Origin of the sequence: Parabacteroides sp. AF17-28, from assembly GCF_003479205.1 — a bacterium.
GTDB classification, from domain to species: Bacteria; Bacteroidota; Bacteroidia; order Bacteroidales; family Tannerellaceae; genus Parabacteroides; species Parabacteroides acidifaciens.
Genome location: NZ_QUGV01000005.1, coordinates 78,359 through 102,018, shown reverse-complemented (window position 1 = coordinate 102,018; position 23,660 = coordinate 78,359). Strand labels below are relative to the sequence as shown.

Sequence of the window (23,660 nt, the reverse complement as noted above, 5' to 3'; positions counted from 1 at the left end):
TAATATAAATTCCTATTACTACTAATATTTTACTTTTTTCCCATCCTTAAAGGCGACAATAAAAGCATCTTTAAAGTCTTTTGCCACCTGACGGCGCATCTTACGAATTGAGTCAAAATTAGTTGTCTCGCCATACGTATATTTATAAATACCTTTCTCGACAAAGTAATCAACATTCTTATATCCCTTAAACAATTTAGAATTGGGAGAAAGTTTTTTATCAGAGGTCAATATTTGTATTTTGTAGACAGTTTGTCCTTTTTTCACTTGAGTAGCCATCTGCGCTTCCGGAGTGGCAGACTTCGATTGACGAACAGTTTTTACCTCTTCCGCCTTATTTTTCTGGCGAATATATTCTTCACTTCCAGGAGGAGCTGTAACAACACTTTCTTGATCATCTACGACCTGCAGAACAGGCGCAGCACTCGCATTTCCCGATAGTGCCCCACGTTTACGATCATATTCCCATTTATATTTCGTAAAAGCATTATATATAGCTGTAGCCAACTTATCCTGCCCATCTTTCGTCTTCATAAAACGCTCTTCCGCCGGATTCGAAATATATCCCAATTCTACAAGAATACTCGGCATACTCGTTTTACGCAACACAAGAAAACCAGCTTGTCGCACACCACGATTATTACGCTTTGCTGAAGTAAAGCATTTCTGAACTTCCGAAGCCAGACTAATACTTTGCTCCATGTGTTTATTCTGCATAAATTCGAAAATAATATACGATTCGGAAGATTTAGGATCGAAGCCTTCATATTTTTGCAAATAATTATCCTCCAACAGAATAGCGGAGTTTTCCCGCATAGCGACCTCCAAGTTTTCATCACTCCGGGCCAAACCTAACGTATATGTTTCCGTCCCAGACACAGAACTGCCCCGCTTCACGGCATTCGTATGAATGGAAATAAACAAGTCGGCCTTATTCCGGTTAGCAATATTTGCACGTTCGTCCAGCTCTATAAAAACATCTGTCTTGCGCGTATAGATAACTTTCACATCACTATGCTTTTCTGATATCAAACTCCCCAGCTTTAAAGCGACAGCCAAGTTAATAGCTTTTTCATTAATGACCGTTCCCCGTGCTCCAGGGTCTTTTCCCCCATGTCCGGCGTCGATCACTACTGTAAACGTTTTTTCCTTAGCCTGCAATACAGGCAAAACAAAAAACAAAGCTATTACCAAATTGATATATAGAAAAGTACTTTTTGCCACTTTCTAAATTTCTTGCAAATTTGGGACAAATGTAATGCTTTTTGATGAGTAAAACTTGGCTGATCTGAAATAAAAAAAGGGCAATTCAATATGAATCGCCCTTTTTGTTACTATATTCAGTGACTATATTACTCTGAAACTACTTCAAAAGGAATTTCCACTGACACTTCTTTGTGAAGTTTCAGGATAGCTTTGTAACTACCTACTTCCTTAACAGATTCTTTGATATAGATAATTTTACGATCTACTTCGAAACCAGCTTTTGCCAAAGCTTCAGCAACCTGGATGTTCGTTACAGAACCGAAAATTGTACCAGTTGAACTTGTCTTTGCACCGATCGTCAGCGCTACGCCTTCCAACTTTGCAGCCAAAGCCTGAGCATCTTCTTTAATCTTAGCCAACTTGTGAGCACGCTGTCTCAAGTTTTCAGCCAATACTTTCTTTGCTGATTCAGATGCGATAACTGCCTTACCCGTGGGGATTAGAAAGTTACGTCCGTAACCGTCTTTAACTGTTACGATATCGTCTTTGTAACCTAAATTGATTACGTCTTCTTTCAAAATAACTTGCATATTCTGTCTCCTCTCTTTTTATTATTTCATTAAATCGGTTACGTAAGGAAGCAACGCCAAGTGACGAGCTCTTTTAACAGCCTGAGCGATACGACGCTGAAACTTCAAAGAAGTACCAGTAATACGACGCGGAAGAATCTTACCCTGTTCGTTCAGGAATTTCTTCAAGAATTCAGGATCTTTGTAATCGATATACTTGATACCGTTCTTTTTGAAACGGCAATATTTTTTCTTTTTAACGTCTACTGAAGGCGGAGTCAAATATCTGATTTCTGATTGAGTTGCTGCCATAATTAATTCTCCTTTACTGTTTCTTTAGATGATTTCAAACTTCTTCTCTTAGCGGCATATTCTGCTGCATATTTGTCCTGGCGGAAAGTCAGGAAGCGAATCACACGTTCGTCACGACGGAACTGGACTTCCAGAGTCGCAATCGTTTCAGGATTTGCTTTGAATTCAACCAACTGGTAGAAGCCTGTTGTTTTCTTGTCGATAGGATAAGCTAATTTGCGCAAACCCCAATTTTCTTCGTTCACGATTTCTGCACCCTGTTCTTTCAGGAGGTTCGTGAATTTTTCTACCGCTTCCTTCATCTGTGCGTCAGACAAAACGGGAGTCAAAATGAAAACGGTTTCGTAATTGTTCATAAAACGCTGTTTTGTATTGTTATTACTAATAATTTTTGCGGTGCAAAGGTAGATACTTTTTTTTATTCTGCAAACAAATGACGGTCTTTTTAATCATATCAGCCAAATCCACAGCTTACAACAACCAATGGAAGAGACAGTCAGCGTCAAACCAACCCATGTCTCATAAAGAATCAACCGTAACCGTTGAGCGATCGGAACTTCGACACACCCGCCTGTTGCATGAAAAAATGACCCGTGTGGCAGATGATCCAAAACCGTCGCACTTGCATTAACCATCGCAGCTCCCCAAACGCCGGACAAGCCGGAGTTCAGTATTGCAGTTGAAAAAGAGGAAGAAGCGATTGTTGCTCCCGCTGTTGTAGAAGCAGTAGCGGCAGACATCAAAACGCCAGCGACTGGGGCAATCATAAAATCGCTGATATGCCAACTGCCCAGCAACGCGAGCAAGTCCGAGTTCAGATCTGAAGCTTTGATAATTCCGGCTATCGTCCCGGTGCCTACCAATAAAATCGCAACCGAGGACATTTTCCCAAGGCCATATTCCAAACTGTCCCCTAATACGCTCCAGCGCCTCATCGCGACCATCCCCGCAAAACCGCCCAACGGCAAAGCGATTAACGGATCTATTGTTATATCAACCAACGGACGCAAAGCCAACAAAAGAACTGTCACAACAGGAGCTGTCATACTTGCCCAAAACGGCGGGAGATCTTCATTCGATTCATTCGAACCAGAGTCTTCCACTTCTATTTTGGATGAATATTTGTCGGGGAACAGCCGTACAATCACCCAAACTGTTATAACAAAACCTATCAATGCCGGCACAACATTGGCAGCCATGACAGAAGACAGCGGTGCGTTAAAATTCTCAGCTGCAATAAGCGTATTAGGATTTGGAGAAATAATATTCCCACATTTAGCACCGCCAATCATTGCCAACAGCAATTTCAGACGTGAGATTGAATGACGGTTTGCAATCGTCAGGGCCACAGGAGCAACCGTAATGACAGCCACATCCACAAACACCCCGATAGCCGTTAACAACATTGTCGAGAAAGCCAGAGAGAAGAAAACATGTTTCACCCCTAAACGCCTGACAATTGTTTGAGAAATTGATGCCGCAGCCCCAGTCCGGATCAGTATTCCCGACAAAACTCCCGCAGTCAATATACGTATGATTGCCGGGACAAGAGCCTGAATGCCGGAAACCATGGATGTAACGGTTGTGGTCAATCCCAGACCACCAATTAAACCTCCGACCAGGGCGCCTATTATCATACTGTAAACGGGCGACGCCTTTCGTATGATCAATACGATACAAAGTAATAGCCCTATAAGAGCTCCACACGTACTCATAAATGATATTTTGCCTCCACTTCTTTCCAAAAAAGCTGGCATGCTTCTCCATATTTGGGAAGATCCTGCTGCAAAACGTAAAGCATGACAATGACTCCGTCCTTAAAATAAAATCTGGAATCCGTACCATAAGCGCCAGCGTGCCCGATCCAATCATCCGAAACAGCCCATCCCAACCCACGTTGTTCTTTCACATTCTTATCCGTCTGGTCTTTTCCCAGTTCTGCAACAGAATTTTCCGTCAGCAATCTTTTCCCGTTAAAAAGGCCCTTATTTGCAATCATCTGGTAAAATTTCACTAAATCGACCGGCGTCGAGAATAATCCTCCGGCAGCTTCTGCAAAACGTTTGCTTTTATCGTCCAGCGGATATTGCAATTGGTCGATAATCGTCTCTTCCAATTTCCCGTCCTTACCTTGTTTATAAGGAATAACTAACTTTTCCAACTGTCTCCCTGCCGGCCAAAAGGTTGTATTAGTCATGCCTAAAGGCTCAAATATCCTCTTTTGCAAGAAATCGGCATACGGCATTCCGGAAATCCGTTCAACAATAGTGGCGGCAATATTTATACTCTGGTTGGAATATGAAAACTTCTCTCCCGGTTCAGCTATAAGAGCCGTCATCGCCGTTACATAGAGACTGAGACTAAAAGGCAGCACGTCTATTTTTCCCGTCCGCTCCTGTACTCCGGCAACCCAGGACATACCGCTTGTATGCGTAAGAAGCTGTCTTAAAGTTATAGGCTGTGTAACTCGTTCGGTTACTTGCCAATTCTCCCGGCTCACACGACTGACCTTCATATCTTTCAACTCAGGAAGATAAGTCGTAATTGGTTCATCCAGATTTAATTTCCCCTCATCGACAAGCATCATGACCGCCGCCCCGGCAATGGGTTTGCTCTGAGAGGCAATCCAAAACAGGGAATTAGGCTCCATCTTCTTGTTTTTCGCAATATCCTGATAACCGAGACATTCCATGCTAAGAACTTTGTCTGCCTTAGCCACAACAGTAACAAAACCAGGTAACTCGCCCGAATCAACATAAGGTTGCAATACTTTACTGACACTCTGGGAAACAACCGACACAGGAGTCAGAACCATCATTGATAGTAAAAGAAATAAAGAATTAACACTTTTCATTTTTAGCCATTTTAATCAGTTTAAAGCTTATTATTAAATTCACACATTCGATTTCAGTTACAAATCACCCACTATATAAATCTACACTTTGTTTTACAAAAGATCGCTATACAGACTTTGTATTCAATCGGTTAAAGATATAAATATTATTCAAACAAATAGAATTATTCATCCAACAATGAACAATTTTAATTTAAATAGCAAGTATAAAAAGACTTCTGCTGTAAAAGATATTCTATTTATGTTCCGAGAATCAATTCCTCCATATAAATTCTATTTCTCTCAAATCGTATCTCTATCACGAATAAGTTTGAAAGAAACTGAATATATGCTCTTTTAGAAATATATTGCTTTATCAATTTGATTGTATTTAATAGATTCTTTCTACCATGGAGCATTGGGATTGACTAAATAAACTCGAAGTAAACTAACTCACTACTATTGTCACTATAATAATGTATAATGATTTGCGATGAAGAGAAAAACAACTAATAGTACTATATCTATGAAATACTCCATAGACATAGTACATTCTTCAATTAAAATACAGGCTTTAAACCTTCCCATTTAACACTCCACTTGCCATTATTAGGAAATCCTGGATTCACAATTTCACATCCATCCCATCCTGCGCACATCATAGCTACGACTGATAATAATCCTCCATTACCAGGTAAATACAGGGGAAGCTCTGGCGTCTGATAATTATGTCCATTTGGTAAATATGTATTTTTGGGTACATCCATAAGTAGTGCATCTATAGCCAATTCTGGTTCATTTAAACGCACAGCCGTCATCGCAATCAAGGGATAATCCCATCCCCATGTGTCTTTCCAATCCCAATTGTTCATTACATGAATCAATGTATTACGCATTACCTCTTTATTCAAAAACGGGCTTTCAGGCAAGAAACCATAGGCTGCCAATTGTGTAGGATGCCCTCCATCCCTCTCTATCACAGACTCTGCTTCTACATAAATATTATTCACAATAGGCCAAGGAGACATTTGTTCGGCCATTCGATCCCAATTGGCATTCCGTTTTAAACCCAACCGTTCCCTCCAATCATTTGCTTTCTTTAATCCCCAACTCCAATAAGCCAGTTCAAAAGCTGGATTCATATTGCTTTTATAAGTAAAATGATTCCCTTCACGAGCCGAAATAATTGGAGGACCTAACACATAACATTTTTTCACCGTATCCCAATTGGCATAATCAAACATAAAATCAGCTGTTGCTTCTATCAGATTACGATATTTATTCACAAACTCCAAACTCTGATTTTCTCGGTATAACAGTTCACAATAAAAAATCAAATGAGGTTGTTGCCAAACCAATAAGGGACCAACCTTTGATGGAGACTCTACACCATTCGGTCCTATCATTTTAGGCCAACGAACTCCCTTATAGCCTTGCTGAGTCGTATATGATTTTGCTACATTAAATATATCTTCATACCAATCCAATGTATTCGCTAAGTAAGTCGATCTATTCCACAATGTAAAATGCACAGAATGCCACCAATGCATCTCCAAATGAAATTTTCCATACCAACTATTACATGTCAATCCAGTCTCCTGAGGTGGATATTTTTGACGAGATTGAATGGCTGTCAAATATTGAGATAAAACAATTCGACGTTCCAGCTCTTTCCATCGAGGGTCTTTACTTCCCGACAAATCGACGGCTCCGCCGTCCATCCAAAAATTAAACCAAGCAGTTCTATTCACATTCAATGTCGCAGCAAAATCATCCATAGAATCAACACCCGGATCCTCTTGCTGGAAATCAACTAATAAAGTAAACTCATCTTCATCCAAAGTTTCTATAAAAAAATCATGCTTGGAAACCTCCTTTAATGTAGCCTTTACGGAAGTTTGTATGTGGCAATAATAAACAAGATCATCAACTTGGTGCTTAATCACCCAAGATTGTTCGCCGCCTCTCACCATCTCCGACAGATGAAGATCATCTTTTTCTAAGATAGCCGGATCTTTACTATGTACCGCACTTGGAAAAGGGAAACGAACCCGTATCCCTAATTTATTCGAAGAAAATAAATTGGATTTCAGTTTATAAGCCAATCTGTCTATATAAGGATGGCAAAGTGTCGTTACTTCAACTGATTCACCAGAGATTTTGAATCGGCTATCCAATGAGCCCTCCCACAAATTCAACGTCTGAACAGTTTCTTCTAAGTCATCAAGAGACATACTCCCTCCTATCTTTTCCAATCCGATCAAAGCTAACCCCGTTTGATGGGGGTTAGCACGCAGGAATTCATATCCAGAAGTATTTTTTGTCGGATAAGGAACACGTTTACCAGATGCTTGCAAAAAATCAAATGTATCAAACAACTTATAATTATTTACATTAGGGAAACTATGCCATCCCCATTCCGACATAATCGACAAAGGAATTCCTTGTTGATAAAACTCCGGAAAAGTCTGCATTCCAGTAAGATCAACCGTACTACAAAAATGACCATTCCCCACAGATAAAGGAGATAAAGCCTCAGGTTTTGTCAATACAACATTATGTCGCAAAACAAGACTCATCCTATCTATTTTATTATTTCCTAACAGACTACAAATACAAGAAATAACAAAAGTGAATATTATTGCTATTTTTTTCATTATCAGCCCTTTTAATTGGTATAACCTGGATTTTGTTCTAATACCGCATAAACGTTCGATTCTATCTCTGAAAATGGTATTGGCCATAAATTGTGATAATCTTTTATTGTTTTACCAGATAATGGATTATATTTTTTATTGCGATCTGCCAATTTTCCCATTCTACATAATGTACACATACGCAATTCTTCAAATGACAATTCTCTCAACCGCTCATCCAATAAATAATCAATATCGATTTCAGACGATTTTACTAATTTAGCATGTGCCCGAGCACGTACTACATTTATATCAGAAGTCGCATTCTCTACATCAGACTTTGCAAGATAAGCTTCAGCTCTCAACAAATAAGTTTCAGCTAAGCGAAACACATAAGTTTCTCTATAAGAAGAAGTCGTATTACTCATAACAATATGTTCTCCATATTTGGTAAGTTTAGGATTTCCATTGCTATCCTTTTCCCACAATTCTTCCGGAACATCTCCTGTCACTTTCATAAAGAAAGGATACCACATTCGAATCGTATCAGTCTGAGAAACAAAACCATCCGCAACAAACCATTTTCCAAATGCAGGAGAATTCTCATTATCAATCCTCATGTCCCGAACAATATTATATGAAGAATTTCTTAAATCAGTATCATCCGTCCACACCCCATGAGTCATATGATAAGTCGGCTGAGCCCAACCAATCCCTCTACCTCCTTTTTCTGCAGTTAAATGAAAAGCAGGTGTTGTTACCTTCTTGCCTGTTTCATCTTCCACTGTGATATTTATAGCATTATAGTAAGGCAAAATCATTCGAGGTCTTTCGTCGCCTGCTGTAGATGCAAAATTCAAATAATCCCATTGAAGTGCCCATAAAGTTTCCTTATTTCCAGAAGTACTTCTATTTTGATTACCAGTCTTGTGCAGATCAGAGCAAACATCCCCAGGTTCACCAATTTTAGTACCAAAACGTTCTGTCATCAGCGCCATAGCTGGGTAATTAATCACAGAAGAAAGGACAGATATCGCTTCTTCATATTCTTCCAAAGAAATAAGAATTTCTCCCAATAAGTGTTGGGCTGCTTGCTTTGAAATTTTACCATCTTTTACGTTGTCTATATCAGCTAATAAAGAGACAGATTCAATTAAATCTGTTTTTGCTTGTTGATACACTTCAATCCGAGTAGCCCTAACAAAATCTCTTCGAGGACTTGTGATCTCTTCCAATAGAAGAGGTACTCCACCATACAAATTTGCTAAAATTCGATATCCAAAAGCTCTAAAAAATAAAGCTTCCCCCCTTATAGCCGTTGTTTCGTTATCCGATAATCCGGAACTCTTTAAACGAGACAAAATCAAATTCGATTGATTAACTATCGCATAAGTATACCTCCAAAAATTTAAGACTCCCGGTTCCGTTGGAATCATTGTTGCTTCATAATTATTTAATCTGGAGTTTGCATAATAATCAGCTGCTCCAAAACATAAATCTGTCCCATACCAAAACATATATCTTTCATGAGCTGTTTGCTCATGAAATAACCAACGAGTTTTATTATATAGAGTATTAACTGCACCTTGAAAATCTTGTAATGTCACCAATGAATTTTCAGGTGTATAAATAGAAAGAGGTTTTTCTTTAAGAAAATGACTTTCATTACATGATGAAGCAATCATCATAAACAGTATAAAACCAAATAAATATTTCATATCAAAATCATTTAAAAATCAAAATTAACGCCAATTGAGTAAGTTCTTAACAACGGGTATCCACCTTGAACACCTACACCTGTTTCTGGATCCATTCCATCCCATTTAGTAATGGTAAACAGATTCTTTCCACTAAGATAAATCTTAAAATTATTTATACCCACTTTATTCAAGACTTTCTTTGGTATTCTATAAGAGAAAGTTAAGTCTTGTAATCGAACAAAACTCCGCTGTGTATAAGGATGGAAAGCATAACCCACAGAGGGCGAAAAATATCCCAATTGCCTATATTTTGCATCAGGATTCTCAGGTGTCCAATAATCAAATTTAAACATGTTATTTTGATATGCACCGTCTGGTTCGAGTATCGCGGAACCTGAATTTGCCCAATAATAGTTTTTACCTCCTTGAATAGAATTAAGTAAAAATTTCAATTCAAAATCTTTATATCTAAACGTATTCTGAATACTGAAACGATAAGAAGGATCCGAATAACCTAATATTTTACGGTCATTAGCAGCGGTAATATTACCATCTTTATCTATATCTTCTATTTTATATGTACCATACATAAATCCGTTAGGTATAATACCAGCATTATAATCTTCAATTTGCCACATTCCAATAGCGTTGAAGTCATAACAAACCCCATAAGGCTTATCTATAAAGATTTTGCTTGAGATCAGATCATCTTCTTTTCCATCTCCATCTGCATCGATTCCTAAAATACTTTTCACTTTGTTTCGATTTAATGAAAAGTTAAACGTAACATCCCAGCTAAAATATTCATTACTAACCGGAACCCCTGTTATTTTTAACTCTGTACCCCAATTGGATAATTCTCCTATATTAGTTGCAATAGAATTAATATTATTGTTCATATAGGGAATATTTACATCATATAGTAAATCTTTCGTTTTTGACTTATAGAATTCCAGAAATCCGAATATTCTATTATCAAAAAATGAGAAATCGCTTCCTATGTTAAAGGTCTTTGTCGTTTCCCATTTTAAATCACTATTTGCCATTGTATTTAAAAAAGAACCTTTCTCAGCAGGGGCTCCATCTCCATACAAATAAGAGTCAACAAATTTCATTGTTGCCATCGTTTGGTAACGTGAAAGCGTCCGGTTCCCATTTACTCCATAAGAAAAACGCAATTTTAAATCATCAATCCAATCATTCTTATCTTTAAGAAACTCTTCTTCGCTAAGACGCCAAGCTACTGCAGCAGAGGGAAAAACCGCAAATTTATTTGAAGAACTAAATCCAGAAAATCCATCTCTTCTGACTGTCCCTGTAAAAGTATAACGGTCTTTATATGTATATCCTATACGAAACATCGTATATAAACTCGTCTCTTGCCATGCTGAAGATGCTATTTTTTGCAATGCAGCATCAGCTGCACCCAAGTTATTGAAACCTAAAACATCATTACTAAAATTACTTCCAGAGGCAGACGTTGATTCATACACACGTTTTTCAGCACCATATACAAATGTCGCGTTTACATCATGCTCATCAAAACTACGTTTATACGTAACAATATTATCGATCGTCCAGCTATATTGACTATCGTTTACCTTCGATCCGCTTCCTGTTAAATCACTCCCCCAGGGATTAAATTGAAAATCCTTATTGTTTATCAAATTTTGCGAAAAATTCAATCGATAGTTCAATCCTTTCACAAACGGAATATCAACATCTACATAAAAATTCCCCCACAAATTATACCTCTTATCAATGTTATCTTGCTGAAGGTCTAATAAAGGATTTAGTTGTGTCTTATATACATAAACTATGTTTTCCCCATTCTCATCCGTAACAGGGCTCAAAGGAGGCAACTGTCTTATTTTGTCGTAAGACAAATTTGTCCCTGAATAATCACTAAATGTAAAGAACGTCTGAGCTCCAATCTTCAACCAATCCGTCACTTTCGTATCTAAATTCATACGAATATTATATCGCTGATACTCATCTCCTTTCATCAGATTTTTCTGGTCTGTATATCCGATTGAAAAAAAATAGCTACTTAATTCGTTCTTCCCTCTTATACTCAAGTTCTGAGTGTTGATATACGGGAGATTGTTTGTACCCAAGTCCCACCAATCCGTATTCCTTCCATTCAGAAAACCTTCTGTTTCCTGATTATCTTGAAAATATTTAGTCACATCCCAATCCGGATTCGGAGTAAGCAAATCTTCTCCTACTCTACTCTCTGAAATTTTAACATCTGCAATTTGTTGCAAATAACCTTCCCGATCATTTAAATTTATTTTATTTGCTGACTGTTGAATAGAAAATGAACCACTATACTCAATAACCGGTTTGCTCATTGCCTTTACAGTTTTTGAAGTAATAAGCATCACTCCATTACTAGCTTGAGAACCATAAATTGCCGCAGAACTTGCATCTTTTAGAATATCTATAGATTCGATATCATTCATATTTAAGTCCACCAAATTTCCTCTATAAATAATTCCATCTAATACTATCAAAGGAGAGTTCGCACCTGAAATAGATGTACGTCCACGAATCGTCATTTCAGGATCTGTACCTGCTTGCGTCACAGCTCCTACGTTCATTCCAGGGACTGTTCCTTGCAAAGCAGATGCAAAACTCACGTTCGGAGATTCTTTCAATGCATCCAAATCTGCACGAACAACAGAACCCGAAATATCCTTTTTTAACGCCGTGCCATATCCGACAACGACAACTTCATCCAAAGCCTCGATATCTTCTTTTAGCACAACATTATATAAAAGGCGATTATCTACTTTTACTTCTTGTGATTTATAACCTATATAAGAAAATACCAATGTTGCGTTAGACGCAACATTAAGGGAGAAACTCCCTTCTAAATCAGATATAACTCCATTAGTCGTCCCCTTTTCTATAACATTCACTCCTATAATAGGTTCACCTTTTTGATCCACAACTTTTCCTGATATATTCTTATCTTGCTGTTGAGTAACCAACATGTTTTCTTCTTTCCGAGTAAGAATAATATTCACTCCCTCTATTGTAAAAGCTAGTCCCGTATTTTTTAATACTTCATTTAAGACATCCTGGACTAACTTATCTGATGCAGATACAGATACTTTTTGTTTCAAATTGACATCCCGATTCGAGACAAACAAATAATCTGTCTGATTTTCTATCTCATTAAGGATATCTTCTAATTGAACTTGATTTTTATTCAAACTAACTTTCGCATTCTGAGAATTTGCCTGACCAGCAAAAGCGAAACATGAACATAATAGTAAAGACCAAGTAGTCAATTTCATAACTCTGCGTATTTGATTCCTCCCTGAATCTTTTTTTCGAAAAGTCTCAGGTAAAAAATAATTTTTCATACCTTTGTAATTGATTTTAAATTAATAAGTATATTAAATAATGTACTGGAGAGCCGGTGGTTGTTGGCGCAACTGCCGGCTCTTTTTTACGTGTTTCTCATGTGTCCTTTCCCATAGGCATTCCCGTTTTTATCAGTTAATATATATGATGTTTCTCTCTTCATCCCGCTTATATTTGAAAGGGAAGTCTTTTTGCAAAACGCGCAAGGCATGATCAACTCCATCAGATATCCGAAGCTTCCCTCGATATCCCAAATCTTTCACAGCTTTATTGTTAACTACGATCTGCACATCATAGAACTTTTCAAACAGTTCCATAATTGCATTAAAAGATTTATCTTCTATATAGATCAAACCGTCTTTCCAGCGGTAACTATTCACATCGGTTGTTGCCGACACCAGTAAAGAATCCCCGAGAAGCTTGGCTGTTTGTCCCGGAGATAAAAAGACGGCTTTCGGACATCGAGAATTATATAATTTGACTTTACCTTCATAAAGACTCGTTCTAAATTGCGACTTGCCTCTATATGCCTCTACATTAAATATAGTTCCCAGCACTTCCACATCATACTTATCCGTTTTTACAATAAACGGTTTCTTATCTTTCGCCACCTCAAAATAGGCTTCTCCATCCAATGTAATTTCCCGGTTCTTTTTGGCAAAAGCCATCGGATAGCGGATCGAGGTATTGGCGTTCAACCAGACGTTCGTCCCGTCCGGCAATAAAATATTGGTTCGGTTTCCGGCCGGGACGCTGACACATTGATAAGATTCAGACAACCGGCCTATTCTATAATTATCATACAAATAAAAACTTCCCAGCAGAAACAGAACGGATGCCGCTATTTTCAGACTCCAGCTTAACCAAGGCTGTATGCGTAAATATCTTCCGACCTTAGTATTAGGCTTATCCACAAGAATAGAAGCATCGAAGCGAATCCGCTCCCGGATAAACCGTTTCCGGTTAGCCTCATCATGCTCGATCCACTGGTGAATAGTCTCTTTCTCTTCCTCGGAAGCCTGTCCAAGAAAATAACGGATAAATATATGCTGATCTATATTCATTGCTCTCTTTTTAGTGTTTCTAAAAGTAGAGCAACTCAAAGGGAGAAAATCCTAACCGTAATAGTACTTTTTTTGCAAAAATTTAGTTCAGAAATAAAAAGATAAGCGGAATGTAGTCTTTCAACCTTTGCAAAAGATGGTTGTTCGCCTTATTTATGTGATAATCTATTTTTTGCAAGGAGACGCCCAATATGCCGGCAATCTCTTTTCGGGACTTATTTTCCAGACGGTTGAGCACAAATATATTCCGGGTCTGATCAGACAATTCGTCTAAAGCGCCCATCACTATTTTCATGATATCTTTGGAAAAGATCGTACCATAAGTCTCATCTTCCAAGGTCTGGATACGGGTTACGATTTCCCAGTCATACAACTTTGTGTGGTTCTTACTATACTCGATCTCAACCTGAAGGTGTTTCAGATAGTTCAGGCATTTATTCTTTACGGACTGCAAAATATATCCCAACACATCGGTATCGATCGGCAGCCGGTGCTTATTTTCCCAATAATACAACAGTGCATCGTGGGTCATATCCTCCGCTGTCGGTAAATCATTGACATAATAAAAAGCGTATCTTACAAAACGCTGATAGTACGTATTGTAAAAAACGCCAAAATTCATCTCCGAATTTATATCAAAGGGATTTATTATGTTTCTCCGATTCTCCAAGTAAGTATGTTCTAACTCCACAAAAATAGCTTTTACCTGTGGAATTATCCAAATCCCACGACACTATTTTTCACCTGCCCCTGTAAAATCTTATGTATTCCTGTACATCAGCCTTCCAACACATAAACCTCGCCCCGCAACATATCTTCCGCCTCCTGCTTCATTACTTCCGGGATGGGGGTCACAGCGCCTTCGTCTATCTTGCGGATAAAATCAGGATATTCTTTTTTATAAACATCAAACATATAATTGGCAAAAACAAACATCACGGTGAAGCGGAGGTTCGCCAAGCGGTCGCACATCTTGACGAACGAGGCGAATTTCGTCTCGCATATACCTTTATAATAGGCAGCATTCGCACGCTCGTCGCGATTGCGGCCTTTCTCATTGGTCAGAGCGTAGACAATTTCCGGAACCTGCCGGTCGAGTTGCTCCTTGCTTGCGTCCGGCAAGGTTGTTCCTTCCGGCTTGAAACTGCGGACAAACTTCACGACATCGTTATAGGTCATGCGGGCATCTTCTATCGTGTCGTGCAGATAGGCCGAAGCATAGAGAACAAGCACATCCGCTTCCGTTTCCGCTACCAGATGGCCGTAGCGGGAGACATACGAAGCTGTCAGTTTCAGGTGAAAACCGTAGGGAAGGAATTTCCCATAGCGCTGATTAACACGGTCATGGATGGCAAAAGCCTCCTTTTCCATTGCACGTAGCCACTGCTGGTTAGCCTGCACTGTCTTAACAAAATCAAGTTGTTCCATTGTCTATCTATTTAGTTCCGACAAAATTGTCTGCAAAGATAAGCGGTTTCATCCTATTTCCTTATCTTTTTTATGCAATACTATTAGTCCTTTCCGAAGCATTCGTAACTTGTCCGCTTGGCGGCGAACGATCGTTCGCTTGGCGCCGGACGATCGTTCACCAGCAAGCGGACGATCGTTCACCGCCAAGCGGACAACTAATAATAGACGATGGAAGAGGTAACGGATCGGATAGTACGGCCTAATCTATACCGATCACACGGGGAATATGACGCTGAAAGTGGAGCCTTTCCCCAGCTCAGAAGAGACTTCCATACGCCCTCCGAGTTTTGTCACCAAAGCTTTGGATATGGCCAATCCCAAGCCGACGCCGGTCGTCCATTCCGTTAGCTTGACAAAGCGGTCGAAGACACGGCCCAACTGCTCTTCCGGTATGCCTTCGCCGGTATCCGTCACATAAAAGACGAGTTCCGAGGCTGTTACCCGGTAGCCAAAACGGATGGAGCCTTCCTTGGTATGTTTGATGGCGTTTGTCAACAGGTTCGTGAGCACTTGCGTCAGGCGGCTGCGATCGGTATGAAGTGTAAAGTTAGGGCAATCGTCCAACTGCAACATCACGTTTTCAGGCATTCGCAACAATATTGTACTGTAAATATCTTGCATCAGCACCGGCAAATCCTGATCACTCAAGACAAATGCAAGCGTGTTCGACTCTATTTTCGATATGTCCAACACATCTTCTATCAACCTCTGCAACAGATCATTGTTTTTCTGGATAATCCGGGCAAACTCCCGGCGAGTCTCTATATCTTCTTCCTCTGCAATTATTTGCGAAAAGCCGACTATTGCATTCAACGGCGTACGAATCTCATGGTTCATATTAGCCAGAAAGGTCGACTTCAGGTTATCGGCTTCCTCTGCTTTTTCTTTTGCAATTTTCAGGCGGGCTCCGGAGCGTTGGCGGGAATAAGCCAGCAAGCCTAATGCTGCACAAATCAGGAGCAAGACGATCACTCCACCACCGTAAGCCAAAGCCTTGGCATGCGATTTCTCTGCCTCCAACTCTAACTTCTTGCTTTGCAGTTCCAGTTTATCCACTTCCCTTTGCGTCCTTAACTTTGCCAAATCTTCATAATATTGGGCATGGACAATCGAATCGCGTACAACTTTCGAATCTCTGTAAGCTTTGGCCGATTCCATTCCTTTTCCCATCTTATAATAGATATCGGCCCTGAAGTCTTCCACTGTAACCCAGTCATTATAACGTTTATTACTCAAAAGGATCTGTTCCAAACGGTCGATCACAGCAAGCGCCTTATCATAATCTCCGATCAGATTATAATATTTCATCCAAAGGAATTGCGCCATGATCTTTTCCGTATTCATATTATACTGATTCTCCAGCTCATCTAATTTTTGCAAATGGGAATAAGTAAGCAAAGCATTCTTTTGATTAATATAATACTGTGCGGAGTAAAGGTGAAAACTCTGTTTCAGAAAAGCTAACGTGTGCTCCTCATCCAGCCGGAAGATTCCTTCCTTTTCACAGTTCTTTATACAAGTATCGAGTTTAAACAAGTATTCCTCTTTCGTCTCTTTGTTCAATAACAAGCGCAACAGATAGAATCGACGGATACGGGAAACTCCCCGCTCTTCCATGCCCTGCAGAATCTCATTACACAAGTTGACGCCTTCTGCTTTCAAACCGATACTGAAATAATAGTTTGCCAAAGCCTGGTTAGCCATATCCACTCCTTCCGGATAATTAAAACGGACAGCCAGTTTCTTCATACTTTCGACTTCTCCGAGAACTTGTTCGTGGGTTCCTTCATTTGTCAAGGTGTAAATATTCCAGCCTTTCACTCGGCACAAATCTTCTATCCGGTTGGTTGCGATATATATAGGTTCAGCTTGTTTTAGGTAAAAGCGCATACTATCCGGGTTTCTGGCATAATAATAGCGCATCAGCAATAACAGAGCATTGCCTTTGTAAAAGTCGTTATTCTGTTTCTGGGCCTCTTCCAATAGCAGGTCCGCATATATTTTATACACGTTGTTACGATTATTCTGATAAAGCAACTCGTTTAGTTTTATCAATTTGCTGCTATCCGGCAAGCCCATTAACTGCTGCCGCAAACTGTCTGCCGTATTTGCGACAATCATACTTACAACAAATAGTTGTGTAAGGATAAGACATATTAAAATTCGCATTTCCCTCATTTAGAACTCCAGAGTTTCAACCCCTTTATATTTTGCGACGCAATTTAATCATTAGAAATAAATGTTACAACAAATACTCGAAGATATAAAAGGGGAAGATTGTATTTTTGTCGCGCTTGCGGGCAACAAACACCCGGATAAAGACGTTATAGTAAAGAAATCAAACAGATATGACACGGAAACTATATTTTATTATCTTATCACTGCTCTTCTTCTCAGCCCTTTATGCCCAATACGTTCCAGACGTACTGGGCGACAGTTATCTCCGCCGGACTATCCAAATGCCGGACGATTATGAGGGGAAAGTGGTCTGCACGCTTGTCAAGAAGCCGCAACTGCCGGACACCAAACAGGCTATACTTTATATACATGGCTACAATGATTATTTCTTTCAGAAGCAACTGGGCGACAGCGTGAACGCACATGGCTACAATTTCTACGCCATGGACCTCCGCAAATACGGCCGCTCGATCTTGCCGGGCCAAGATCCTTTCTTCTGCAAAAGCTTGAAAGAGTATTTTGCAGATATCGATACGGCCCTGGCCATTATCAGGGAAGAGGGCAACGACAAAATATTGTTGATGGCGCACTCTACGGGAGGATTGATAACTCCTTATTACCTGAACAGCAAGAAAGGGGAACTGCCTGTAGACGGACTGATACTGAACAGTCCTTTTCTGGACTGGAACTTCGGCTGGATGATGGAAAAAGTCGTAATCCCGGTCGTTTCCTTTATCGGCAAGCTCTTTCCGAACCTGACTGTACAGGGATATGGCGACGCTTCATACGCGCACAGCCTGCTAAAACAGTTCAAAGGGGAATGGGAATACAATACGGACTGGAAGATGATAAACGGCCATCCGAAAAAAGCGGGATGGATAAACGCCATACAGGAAGCACAAAAAACTGTTCAAAAAGGGATTGACTTGGATTGTCCGGTCCTGGTGATGTCGTCAAATAAATCATTTCCGGAAACAAAGGAATGGAACAATGAATATCTCTCGTCCGACATCGTACTGGACGTACACGATATCCAGAAATACGGGCAAAAGCTGGGCAATTATGTCACACGCGATACGATCCCAAACGGCATCCACGACTTGATACTGTCCGAAAAGGCATCACGTGACCATGTATATCGCACGGTGTTTGATTGGCTGAGTTTTTATCCTTACCTTTGTCCGGTAAAAAATTAATTTGGAATGAAAGCCTTACAAACAATCATTATAGCTATCACCCTTCTATATTCAGCAAACATTTTTGCACAAACGGAGGAAACGAAAGATGCGACCTCATATAAAGCCGAAGCGTTCGGCTCGGTTAGCAGTGGTTCGACTACTCCATTCTGGATGGTGAGCAACCGGTACGGAATTGTTCCTTTGGATGCCAACAACGGTTATCTGAATGCAGGTGTGTTCCATCAGCAACATTTGGGAAAAGGTTTCCGCTGGAGCGCAGGACTGGATCTTGTTGCTGCGGTTCCCCGCTATCACAATGTGTTCATTCAACAGATTTATGCAGAGTTAGGATACAAGAGCCTGCTTTTGAGCATCGGCAGTAAGGAGAACCGCCATTCGCTTTGGGATCATTCCCTTAGTTCCGGCGACATGGTACTTTCCAACAATGCCCGCCCGATTCCGGAAATAAACTTGAGCATGCCTGAATTTACAGTTGTCCCGCTGACGAAAGGTTGGATGCAGGTAAAAGGGGATTTTGCCGTAGGCAGGTCTTTTGATACCGGATATCTGGAAGATTTTTCCAATGGGAAGCAAACTTATATAAAGGATGTACTCTGGCATCATAAATCCCTTTACGTCCGTATCCAGGATACGAAAAACGATTTTCCTCTCTCCGGTATAGTAGGTGTGCAGCACTGGGCACAATGGGGAGGAACCTCCAGTGATCCGAAGATAGGCGTGCAGCCCCATTCCCTGAAAGACTTTATCCGGGTCGTTTGCGGCAGCGAGGGTGGCGGCGATGCCACGTTGTCTGATCAGATCAATGTATTGGGCAACCATTACGGTTCGTATGATTTCAAACTGGAATATACGATGCCTAACTGGAAACTGGCTGCTTATTACCAGCATTATTTCGAAGATAAATCAGGAATGATATTTGTGAATGGTACAGACGGATTGTGGGGAACGCAATTGGATCTTCCGCACTTTTCCTGGCTGAAGAAGGTTGTAACGGAATACCTGGTCACCCGTAACCAAAGCGGACCGTTCCATTTTATCCTGTTCGACCACGACAAATATAAAGGTCCGGGAGGCGGAGGAGACAATTACTATAATAATATCGAATATATAACAGGCTCGTCCTACTTCGGACGCGGATTGGGCTCCCCTCTTCTGACTGCTCCCGAATACAACACGAACGGGGATGTCGACTTCAAGAACAACCGTGTCCGTTCCTGGCATCTGGCTTTTGAAGGAGATTTATCACCGATGGTATCCTACCGCCTCAAATACACGCTTATGAATAGTTGGGGGACACCTTACGGTCCGTTTCGGAATAATAAGCGCAGCAATTCGGGACTGGTCGAAATCAAGTACCGCCATCCTCGCTTGCAAGGCTGGGAATTCACAGGAGCGATAGCCGGGGATACGGGTTCCCTGTATGGAGACAATGCCGGTTTCAGCCTGAGTGTCTGCAAACGCGGCATACTTAAATCCTGGAAATAACTTATTTATATTGTTCCCATAAAGCAGAAGCGATGATCTCCTGCGTTTGATCGGCCATTTGCTGCAACTCTTTATGGGAAGCCTCCATTCCTTCCGTTGAAATAGGCGGATGGATAACCATTTCCATTTTATGCCGGTGAATATTCAAAGAGCCGATCGGCAATACGTCAAAAGGCCCGTTCAAGGTGATCGGAACAATGGGTAAATGTTGGTCGACAGCCATTTGGTATGCACCTTTCTTAAAACGGATCATTTTCCCATCATAGGTACGCGAACCTTCCGGGAAAACAATCACAGATGCTCCGTTCCTCAGACAACGTTCCGCTTCCTGTACACTACGCGTAGCAGCTTTGCGCGTTGAATTGTCCACAAAAATAAAGCCGGCAGCCCGGCAGGCTGCTCCGACAAACGGGATTTTGGAAATCCCCGCTTTCATCACCCATTTGATAGGAACACCCAAAAAACCATATATAAGAAAGATGTCGAACGCTCCCTGGTGATTGGATACAAATACATACGACTTCTTCCGGTCTATATTCTCCCGCCCTTTAACTTTCACCGGACAAAGCGCCAGATGGCATGTCAGCCACGACCAAATCATTCCGGGGTAATAGGCAAATATCCGTTCCCCTCCCAACAGACAACCCACAATCACCGTCACGGCCGTAAGTATGGTGAGCACGACAAATACCGGCACCATAAACAGCCACAAATAAAGTATGTAAAGAATTCTAACCATATATAAATGCTTTATTATGCAAATATAAAGGCTAAATTCAATGGTTTCATTATTTTTCTCTCAAAATATTTTTACAATCGGGTTATTATTGCTTTATTTGCGGTAGAAAAAAATAATATATAAAATATCTATCACCATGAACGAATTATTGAAAAATCTGGGGGTAATCGTACTCCTTATCGGTGTTATCATTTTAGCAGTACCGGCTATCAGTGGAGGTATGTCAAATACGATTCTTCTTACCGGTTTAGGAATCATTATCCTGGGTTATATCGGTCATATCGTTATTAACAAAAGACTCGGATAATCTCACACACACTTACAAATAAAAAAGACCGCTCAAAAGAGCGGTCTTTTTTATTTTCTACCAAAGAGATCAGGCTTCACCTTTCACGCCTCCGATGGGAGGAACAAAATCTTCAAACTTTGCAGTCTTGCCGCTAACCTGCTCTTCGAACTTTGCCAAATTATCCTGCAAGGCAAACAGCAGGCGTTTAGCATTATCCGGAGTAAGTATCACACGACTTTTTACCTGTGCTTTCGGTGCCCCCGGTACGACCCGGATAAAGTCTAAAATAAACTCAGACGATGAATGCGATATAATTGCCAGATTTGCATACGTTCCCTGAGCCATCTCTTCTGACAGCTCTACCTGAATTTCATTTGTCGGTTTGTTATTTTCCATATCTCCTATTTTCATTTATAAATATTCTAAGACAAATATACATATTAAAATCGGAATGCCAGCAAATAAAAAGGGCCACCTTCACAGGCAGCCCTTTTTCAGTTGTGTTTTTAATTCTCAATTCTTTAGACCAATGTAAAAAAAATACCTTATTGTGTTTAATATTTTCTAATCAAGACGCTTAAACTAAGGCCATTCGTCTTAGTGAATTCGTTGTTTATTCAACATTACAAAGATATGACCAACAGAATTAACCACCAAATACTATTTTATCATTATATGATACTATTTCGTCAGATAGAAAACTTCCATTCTGTGAATTAGTTTAAAATCATGTTTTAAACCCTAAAACGAGTTCGTGCATATTTTTCACGATATTCGGTAGGAGTACTACCTTTTCGTCGCTTAAAAGCTCGATTAAAATTCGATAAGTTATTAAAACCGGACTTATAACATATTTCTGCTATTGTATCGCTTGTATCGATCAGACGACAAACGGCTTCCGATATACGAATGTCATTCAAATTATCAATAAAAGTTTTTCCAGTCCATTTTTTTAAGAAGCGGGTAAGCGATGCTTCACTCATATTTATTAACGAAGCAAGTTCAGGTAAAGAAACCGGACGCTGATAATTTTCGTGCAAAAATAGCATGATCGTATCCAAACGATCATTATCTATATTCCGGAAATTTTCCACTGTATTGACAGCATTTAACTTGCGGGCTTCTTCATCCAGCGATAATGTCTTGAGTATATCTATCAAACGTAACAAATTGTGAAAAGAATCCGATTCCTCACTCGACAGCTTTTTCAATTCCGGCTGAATATGCAAAATCATTTCCCGGCTAAAAACTAATCCGCACGATGCCTTATCAAACATATCTTTTATCGTCTTAAAATGACGCTTATTAATTAAACTGTCGAATAAAGAGGCATGGAACTGGATCGTAATCTCCAGCATATCCGTGCAAGAACATTTGTGATTAGAATAAGCATGCTTAGTTCCTCCGGCAACTAAAAGCAAATCAAGATCTTCCATCTCCTCCACCGAATCTCCTACTATACGGATCGCTCCTCCGGCATTCTCCAAATAGTTCAGTTCAAATTCCGGATGTATATGAAGCGGATAAGAAAAACCACGCTTAGGTCGCTGCATCACCATAAAACAATCTTCAGGTGAAAGCGGCGTAATCTCTCTTAATACATCTACGGAATCCATAATCTGTTTACTGAATAAGTATTCTTGATATAACCGGACAATGGTCTGAAGGATACAAATTTCCCAGACTTTCAGCCAACACACCGTGACGAAGGACCTTTATATTGCCTTTCACAAATATATAATCGATCCACTCACGTTTCTCCAAGGGAATACGTCCGAAATCATGAAAAGTCCACTCCGGACCATAACGTAACGGAGCCACTGTACGGGTATGCGTTAAGCAACGCGGATCATTAGCGTCCGTCAGAACTTTGATCGGATCATCTTCCGGAACTGCATTAAAATCACCGGTAACAACCACCGGTAAATTTCCGGATAAGCTTTTTACCTGCGCAAGAACCAGAGAAGCACCTTCGTGACGAGCCACCTTTCCCATATGATCCAGATGAGTATTCAGAAAGAAAAACTCTTTCCCGGATTCTTTATCTTTAAAGACAGCCCAAGTTGCCACGCGCTCACAAGCAGCATCCCAACCTTTCTTTCCTACAGCATTTATATCTTCTGCCAACCAGAAATTGCCACTTTTCACAACGGTAAAACGATCCTTCCGATATATGATAGGAGCATATTCTCCCTTAGTTTTGCCATCCTCACGCCCTACCCCTACATATCCATAATCAGGCAGACGCTCCAATAAATCAGTTAATTGATTATGCAGCACTTCCTGAGCACCAAACATATCCACATCGTAAAACTTAACCACATTTGCGGCCAGATCTTTCCTGTGTTCCCACCAATTATCTCCATCCGCTTTCGTACTCAAACGAATATTAAAAGACATTACATTCATTTCATTATCAGGATGCTTGGCAAAAGCAACATTCATAGATAAAAGAAAAGCAAATAAATAGAGCAGAACTTTTTTCATATATCGCATATTTTAATTATCAAGTCAATACACAAATATAAGGACTCTGACCTTATTAAACAAATTCCAGAAAACAAAATAGGGCTACCGAATAAAAATCCGATAGCCCTATTTACTA

Annotated in this window: 20 protein-coding genes; 3 read left to right on the top strand and 17 right to left on the bottom strand. The window is 40.1% G+C overall.

Going from position 1 to position 23,660, the window contains the following annotated elements; genetic code table 11:
* Positions 1–21: 21 nt before the first annotated feature.
* The 13 genes from DWW90_RS05120 to DWW90_RS05060 all read right to left on the bottom strand — a co-directional run bounded on the left by DWW90_RS05120 (position 22) and on the right by DWW90_RS05060 (position 17,343).
* Positions 22–1,224 carry an N-acetylmuramoyl-L-alanine amidase gene (locus DWW90_RS05120; RefSeq protein WP_122344229.1) on the bottom strand — a complete coding sequence of 401 codons (1,203 nt, stop codon included), beginning with the start codon at positions 1,222–1,224 and terminating at the stop codon, positions 22–24.
* Between the two features lie 128 nt (positions 1,225–1,352).
* Positions 1,353–1,796, bottom strand: coding sequence for a 50S ribosomal protein L9 (gene rplI, locus DWW90_RS05115; RefSeq protein ID WP_115497872.1), 444 nt, complete (start codon positions 1,794–1,796; stop codon positions 1,353–1,355).
* A 21-nt stretch (positions 1,797–1,817) separates the two neighbouring features.
* Complete coding sequence (gene rpsR, locus DWW90_RS05110; RefSeq protein WP_007654155.1) at positions 1,818–2,087, bottom strand: 30S ribosomal protein S18; 270 nt, start codon at positions 2,085–2,087, stop codon at positions 1,818–1,820.
* 2 nt (positions 2,088–2,089) lie between these two features.
* Positions 2,090–2,443 carry a 30S ribosomal protein S6 gene (gene rpsF / locus DWW90_RS05105; protein ID WP_115497871.1) on the bottom strand — a complete coding sequence of 118 codons (354 nt, stop codon included), beginning with the start codon at positions 2,441–2,443 and terminating at the stop codon, positions 2,090–2,092.
* Positions 2,444–2,536: 93 nt separating this feature from the next.
* Positions 2,537–3,802 carry a GntP family permease gene (locus DWW90_RS05100; RefSeq protein ID WP_122344228.1) on the bottom strand — a complete coding sequence of 422 codons (1,266 nt, stop codon included), beginning with the start codon at positions 3,800–3,802 and terminating at the stop codon, positions 2,537–2,539.
* Positions 3,799–4,941 (bottom strand): serine hydrolase, encoded by a 1,143-nt coding sequence (locus DWW90_RS05095; protein WP_122344227.1) that lies wholly within the window; start codon positions 4,939–4,941, stop codon positions 3,799–3,801. The genes DWW90_RS05100 and DWW90_RS05095 overlap by 4 nt, the downstream gene beginning before the upstream one ends.
* A 539-nt stretch (positions 4,942–5,480) precedes the next feature.
* Positions 5,481–7,577, bottom strand: a complete 2,097-nt coding sequence (locus DWW90_RS05090) for a hypothetical protein (protein ID WP_122344226.1) — start codon at positions 7,575–7,577, stop codon at positions 5,481–5,483.
* A gap of 11 nt (positions 7,578–7,588) precedes the next feature.
* A complete protein-coding gene (locus tag DWW90_RS05085; protein ID WP_115497867.1) occupies positions 7,589–9,274 on the bottom strand; it encodes a RagB/SusD family nutrient uptake outer membrane protein in 1,686 nt (561 codons plus the stop codon).
* An 11-nt stretch (positions 9,275–9,285) separates the two neighbouring features.
* The gene (locus tag DWW90_RS05080) at positions 9,286–12,561 is read right to left on the bottom strand and encodes a TonB-dependent receptor (RefSeq protein ID WP_122344284.1); all 3,276 of its coding nucleotides are present in this window, start codon (positions 12,559–12,561) and stop codon (positions 9,286–9,288) included.
* A 201-nt stretch (positions 12,562–12,762) separates the two neighbouring features.
* Positions 12,763–13,695, bottom strand: coding sequence for a FecR family protein (locus DWW90_RS05075; RefSeq protein ID WP_122344225.1), 933 nt, complete (start codon positions 13,693–13,695; stop codon positions 12,763–12,765).
* A gap of 82 nt (positions 13,696–13,777) precedes the next feature.
* On the bottom strand, positions 13,778–14,317 hold the full coding sequence (locus DWW90_RS05070; RefSeq protein ID WP_122344224.1) for an RNA polymerase sigma-70 factor: 540 nt from the start codon (positions 14,315–14,317) through the stop codon (positions 13,778–13,780).
* A gap of 155 nt (positions 14,318–14,472) precedes the next feature.
* Positions 14,473–15,123 carry an HD domain-containing protein gene (locus DWW90_RS05065; protein ID WP_122344223.1) on the bottom strand — a complete coding sequence of 217 codons (651 nt, stop codon included), beginning with the start codon at positions 15,121–15,123 and terminating at the stop codon, positions 14,473–14,475.
* A gap of 255 nt (positions 15,124–15,378) precedes the next feature.
* Positions 15,379–17,343 carry a sensor histidine kinase KdpD gene (locus DWW90_RS05060; protein ID WP_122344222.1) on the bottom strand — a complete coding sequence of 655 codons (1,965 nt, stop codon included), beginning with the start codon at positions 17,341–17,343 and terminating at the stop codon, positions 15,379–15,381.
* A 170-nt stretch (positions 17,344–17,513) separates the two neighbouring features.
* On the opposite strand from DWW90_RS05060, the gene DWW90_RS05055 reads away from it, so the two are divergent.
* Both DWW90_RS05055 and DWW90_RS05050 read left to right on the top strand, forming a co-directional pair.
* Positions 17,514–18,539, top strand: coding sequence for an alpha/beta hydrolase (locus DWW90_RS05055; RefSeq protein ID WP_122344221.1), 1,026 nt, complete (start codon positions 17,514–17,516; stop codon positions 18,537–18,539).
* Positions 18,540–18,545: 6 nt separating this feature from the next.
* Positions 18,546–20,027 carry a capsule assembly Wzi family protein gene (locus DWW90_RS05050; RefSeq protein WP_122344220.1) on the top strand — a complete coding sequence of 494 codons (1,482 nt, stop codon included), beginning with the start codon at positions 18,546–18,548 and terminating at the stop codon, positions 20,025–20,027.
* 1 nt (position 20,028) lies between these two features.
* Here DWW90_RS05050 and DWW90_RS05045 read toward each other — a convergent pair whose 3' ends face one another.
* Entirely contained in the window at positions 20,029–20,766 is a 738-nt protein-coding gene (locus DWW90_RS05045) for a 1-acyl-sn-glycerol-3-phosphate acyltransferase (RefSeq protein ID WP_122344219.1), read from the bottom strand.
* 136 nt (positions 20,767–20,902) lie between these two features.
* Between DWW90_RS05045 and DWW90_RS20625 the strand changes: the two genes are divergently transcribed.
* Positions 20,903–21,073: a hypothetical protein gene (locus tag DWW90_RS20625; RefSeq protein ID WP_167451602.1), complete on the top strand. Its 171-nt coding sequence runs from the start codon at positions 20,903–20,905 to the stop codon at positions 21,071–21,073.
* A gap of 69 nt (positions 21,074–21,142) precedes the next feature.
* Here DWW90_RS20625 and DWW90_RS05040 read toward each other — a convergent pair whose 3' ends face one another.
* The 3 genes from DWW90_RS05040 to DWW90_RS05030 all read right to left on the bottom strand — a co-directional run bounded on the left by DWW90_RS05040 (position 21,143) and on the right by DWW90_RS05030 (position 23,542).
* Entirely contained in the window at positions 21,143–21,451 is a 309-nt protein-coding gene (locus DWW90_RS05040; RefSeq protein ID WP_122331048.1) for a DUF3467 domain-containing protein, read from the bottom strand.
* Between the two features lie 338 nt (positions 21,452–21,789).
* Positions 21,790–22,671: an AraC family transcriptional regulator gene (locus DWW90_RS05035; RefSeq protein ID WP_115497858.1), complete on the bottom strand. Its 882-nt coding sequence runs from the start codon at positions 22,669–22,671 to the stop codon at positions 21,790–21,792.
* Between the two features lie 7 nt (positions 22,672–22,678).
* Positions 22,679–23,542 (bottom strand): endonuclease/exonuclease/phosphatase family protein, encoded by an 864-nt coding sequence (locus DWW90_RS05030; RefSeq protein ID WP_122344218.1) that lies wholly within the window; start codon positions 23,540–23,542, stop codon positions 22,679–22,681.
* Positions 23,543–23,660: the final 118 nt, after the last annotated feature.

Bases quoted from the DNA above. Each gene is read 5' to 3' on its own strand.
- rplI (WP_115497872.1), bottom strand. From the start codon at position 1,796: ATGCAAGTTATTTTGAAAGAAGACGTAATCAATTTAGGTTACAAAGAC.
- rpsR (WP_007654155.1), bottom strand. From the start codon at position 2,087: ATGGCAGCAACTCAATCAGAAATCAGATATTTGACTCCGCCTTCAGTA.
- rpsF (WP_115497871.1), bottom strand. From the start codon at position 2,443: ATGAACAATTACGAAACCGTTTTCATTTTGACTCCCGTTTTGTCTGAC.
- DWW90_RS05100 (WP_122344228.1), bottom strand. From the start codon at position 3,802: ATGAGTACGTGTGGAGCTCTTATAGGGCTATTACTTTGTATCGTATTG.
- DWW90_RS05095 (WP_122344227.1), bottom strand. From the start codon at position 4,941: ATGAAAAGTGTTAATTCTTTATTTCTTTTACTATCAATGATGGTTCTG.
- DWW90_RS05090 (WP_122344226.1), bottom strand. From the start codon at position 7,577: ATGAAAAAAATAGCAATAATATTCACTTTTGTTATTTCTTGTATTTGT.
- DWW90_RS05085 (WP_115497867.1), bottom strand. From the start codon at position 9,274: ATGAAATATTTATTTGGTTTTATACTGTTTATGATGATTGCTTCATCA.
- DWW90_RS05080 (WP_122344284.1), bottom strand. From the start codon at position 12,561: ATGAAATTGACTACTTGGTCTTTACTATTATGTTCATGTTTCGCTTTT.
- DWW90_RS05075 (WP_122344225.1), bottom strand. From the start codon at position 13,695: ATGAATATAGATCAGCATATATTTATCCGTTATTTTCTTGGACAGGCT.
- DWW90_RS05070 (WP_122344224.1), bottom strand. From the start codon at position 14,317: ATGAATTTTGGCGTTTTTTACAATACGTACTATCAGCGTTTTGTAAGA.
- DWW90_RS05065 (WP_122344223.1), bottom strand. From the start codon at position 15,123: ATGGAACAACTTGATTTTGTTAAGACAGTGCAGGCTAACCAGCAGTGG.
- DWW90_RS05060 (WP_122344222.1), bottom strand. From the start codon at position 17,343: ATGAGGGAAATGCGAATTTTAATATGTCTTATCCTTACACAACTATTT.
- DWW90_RS05055 (WP_122344221.1), top strand. From the start codon at position 17,514: ATGACACGGAAACTATATTTTATTATCTTATCACTGCTCTTCTTCTCA.
- DWW90_RS05050 (WP_122344220.1), top strand. From the start codon at position 18,546: ATGAAAGCCTTACAAACAATCATTATAGCTATCACCCTTCTATATTCA.
- DWW90_RS05045 (WP_122344219.1), bottom strand. From the start codon at position 20,766: ATGGTTAGAATTCTTTACATACTTTATTTGTGGCTGTTTATGGTGCCG.
- DWW90_RS20625 (WP_167451602.1), top strand. From the start codon at position 20,903: ATGAACGAATTATTGAAAAATCTGGGGGTAATCGTACTCCTTATCGGT.
- DWW90_RS05040 (WP_122331048.1), bottom strand. From the start codon at position 21,451: ATGGAAAATAACAAACCGACAAATGAAATTCAGGTAGAGCTGTCAGAA.
- DWW90_RS05035 (WP_115497858.1), bottom strand. From the start codon at position 22,671: ATGGATTCCGTAGATGTATTAAGAGAGATTACGCCGCTTTCACCTGAA.
- DWW90_RS05030 (WP_122344218.1), bottom strand. From the start codon at position 23,542: ATGAAAAAAGTTCTGCTCTATTTATTTGCTTTTCTTTTATCTATGAAT.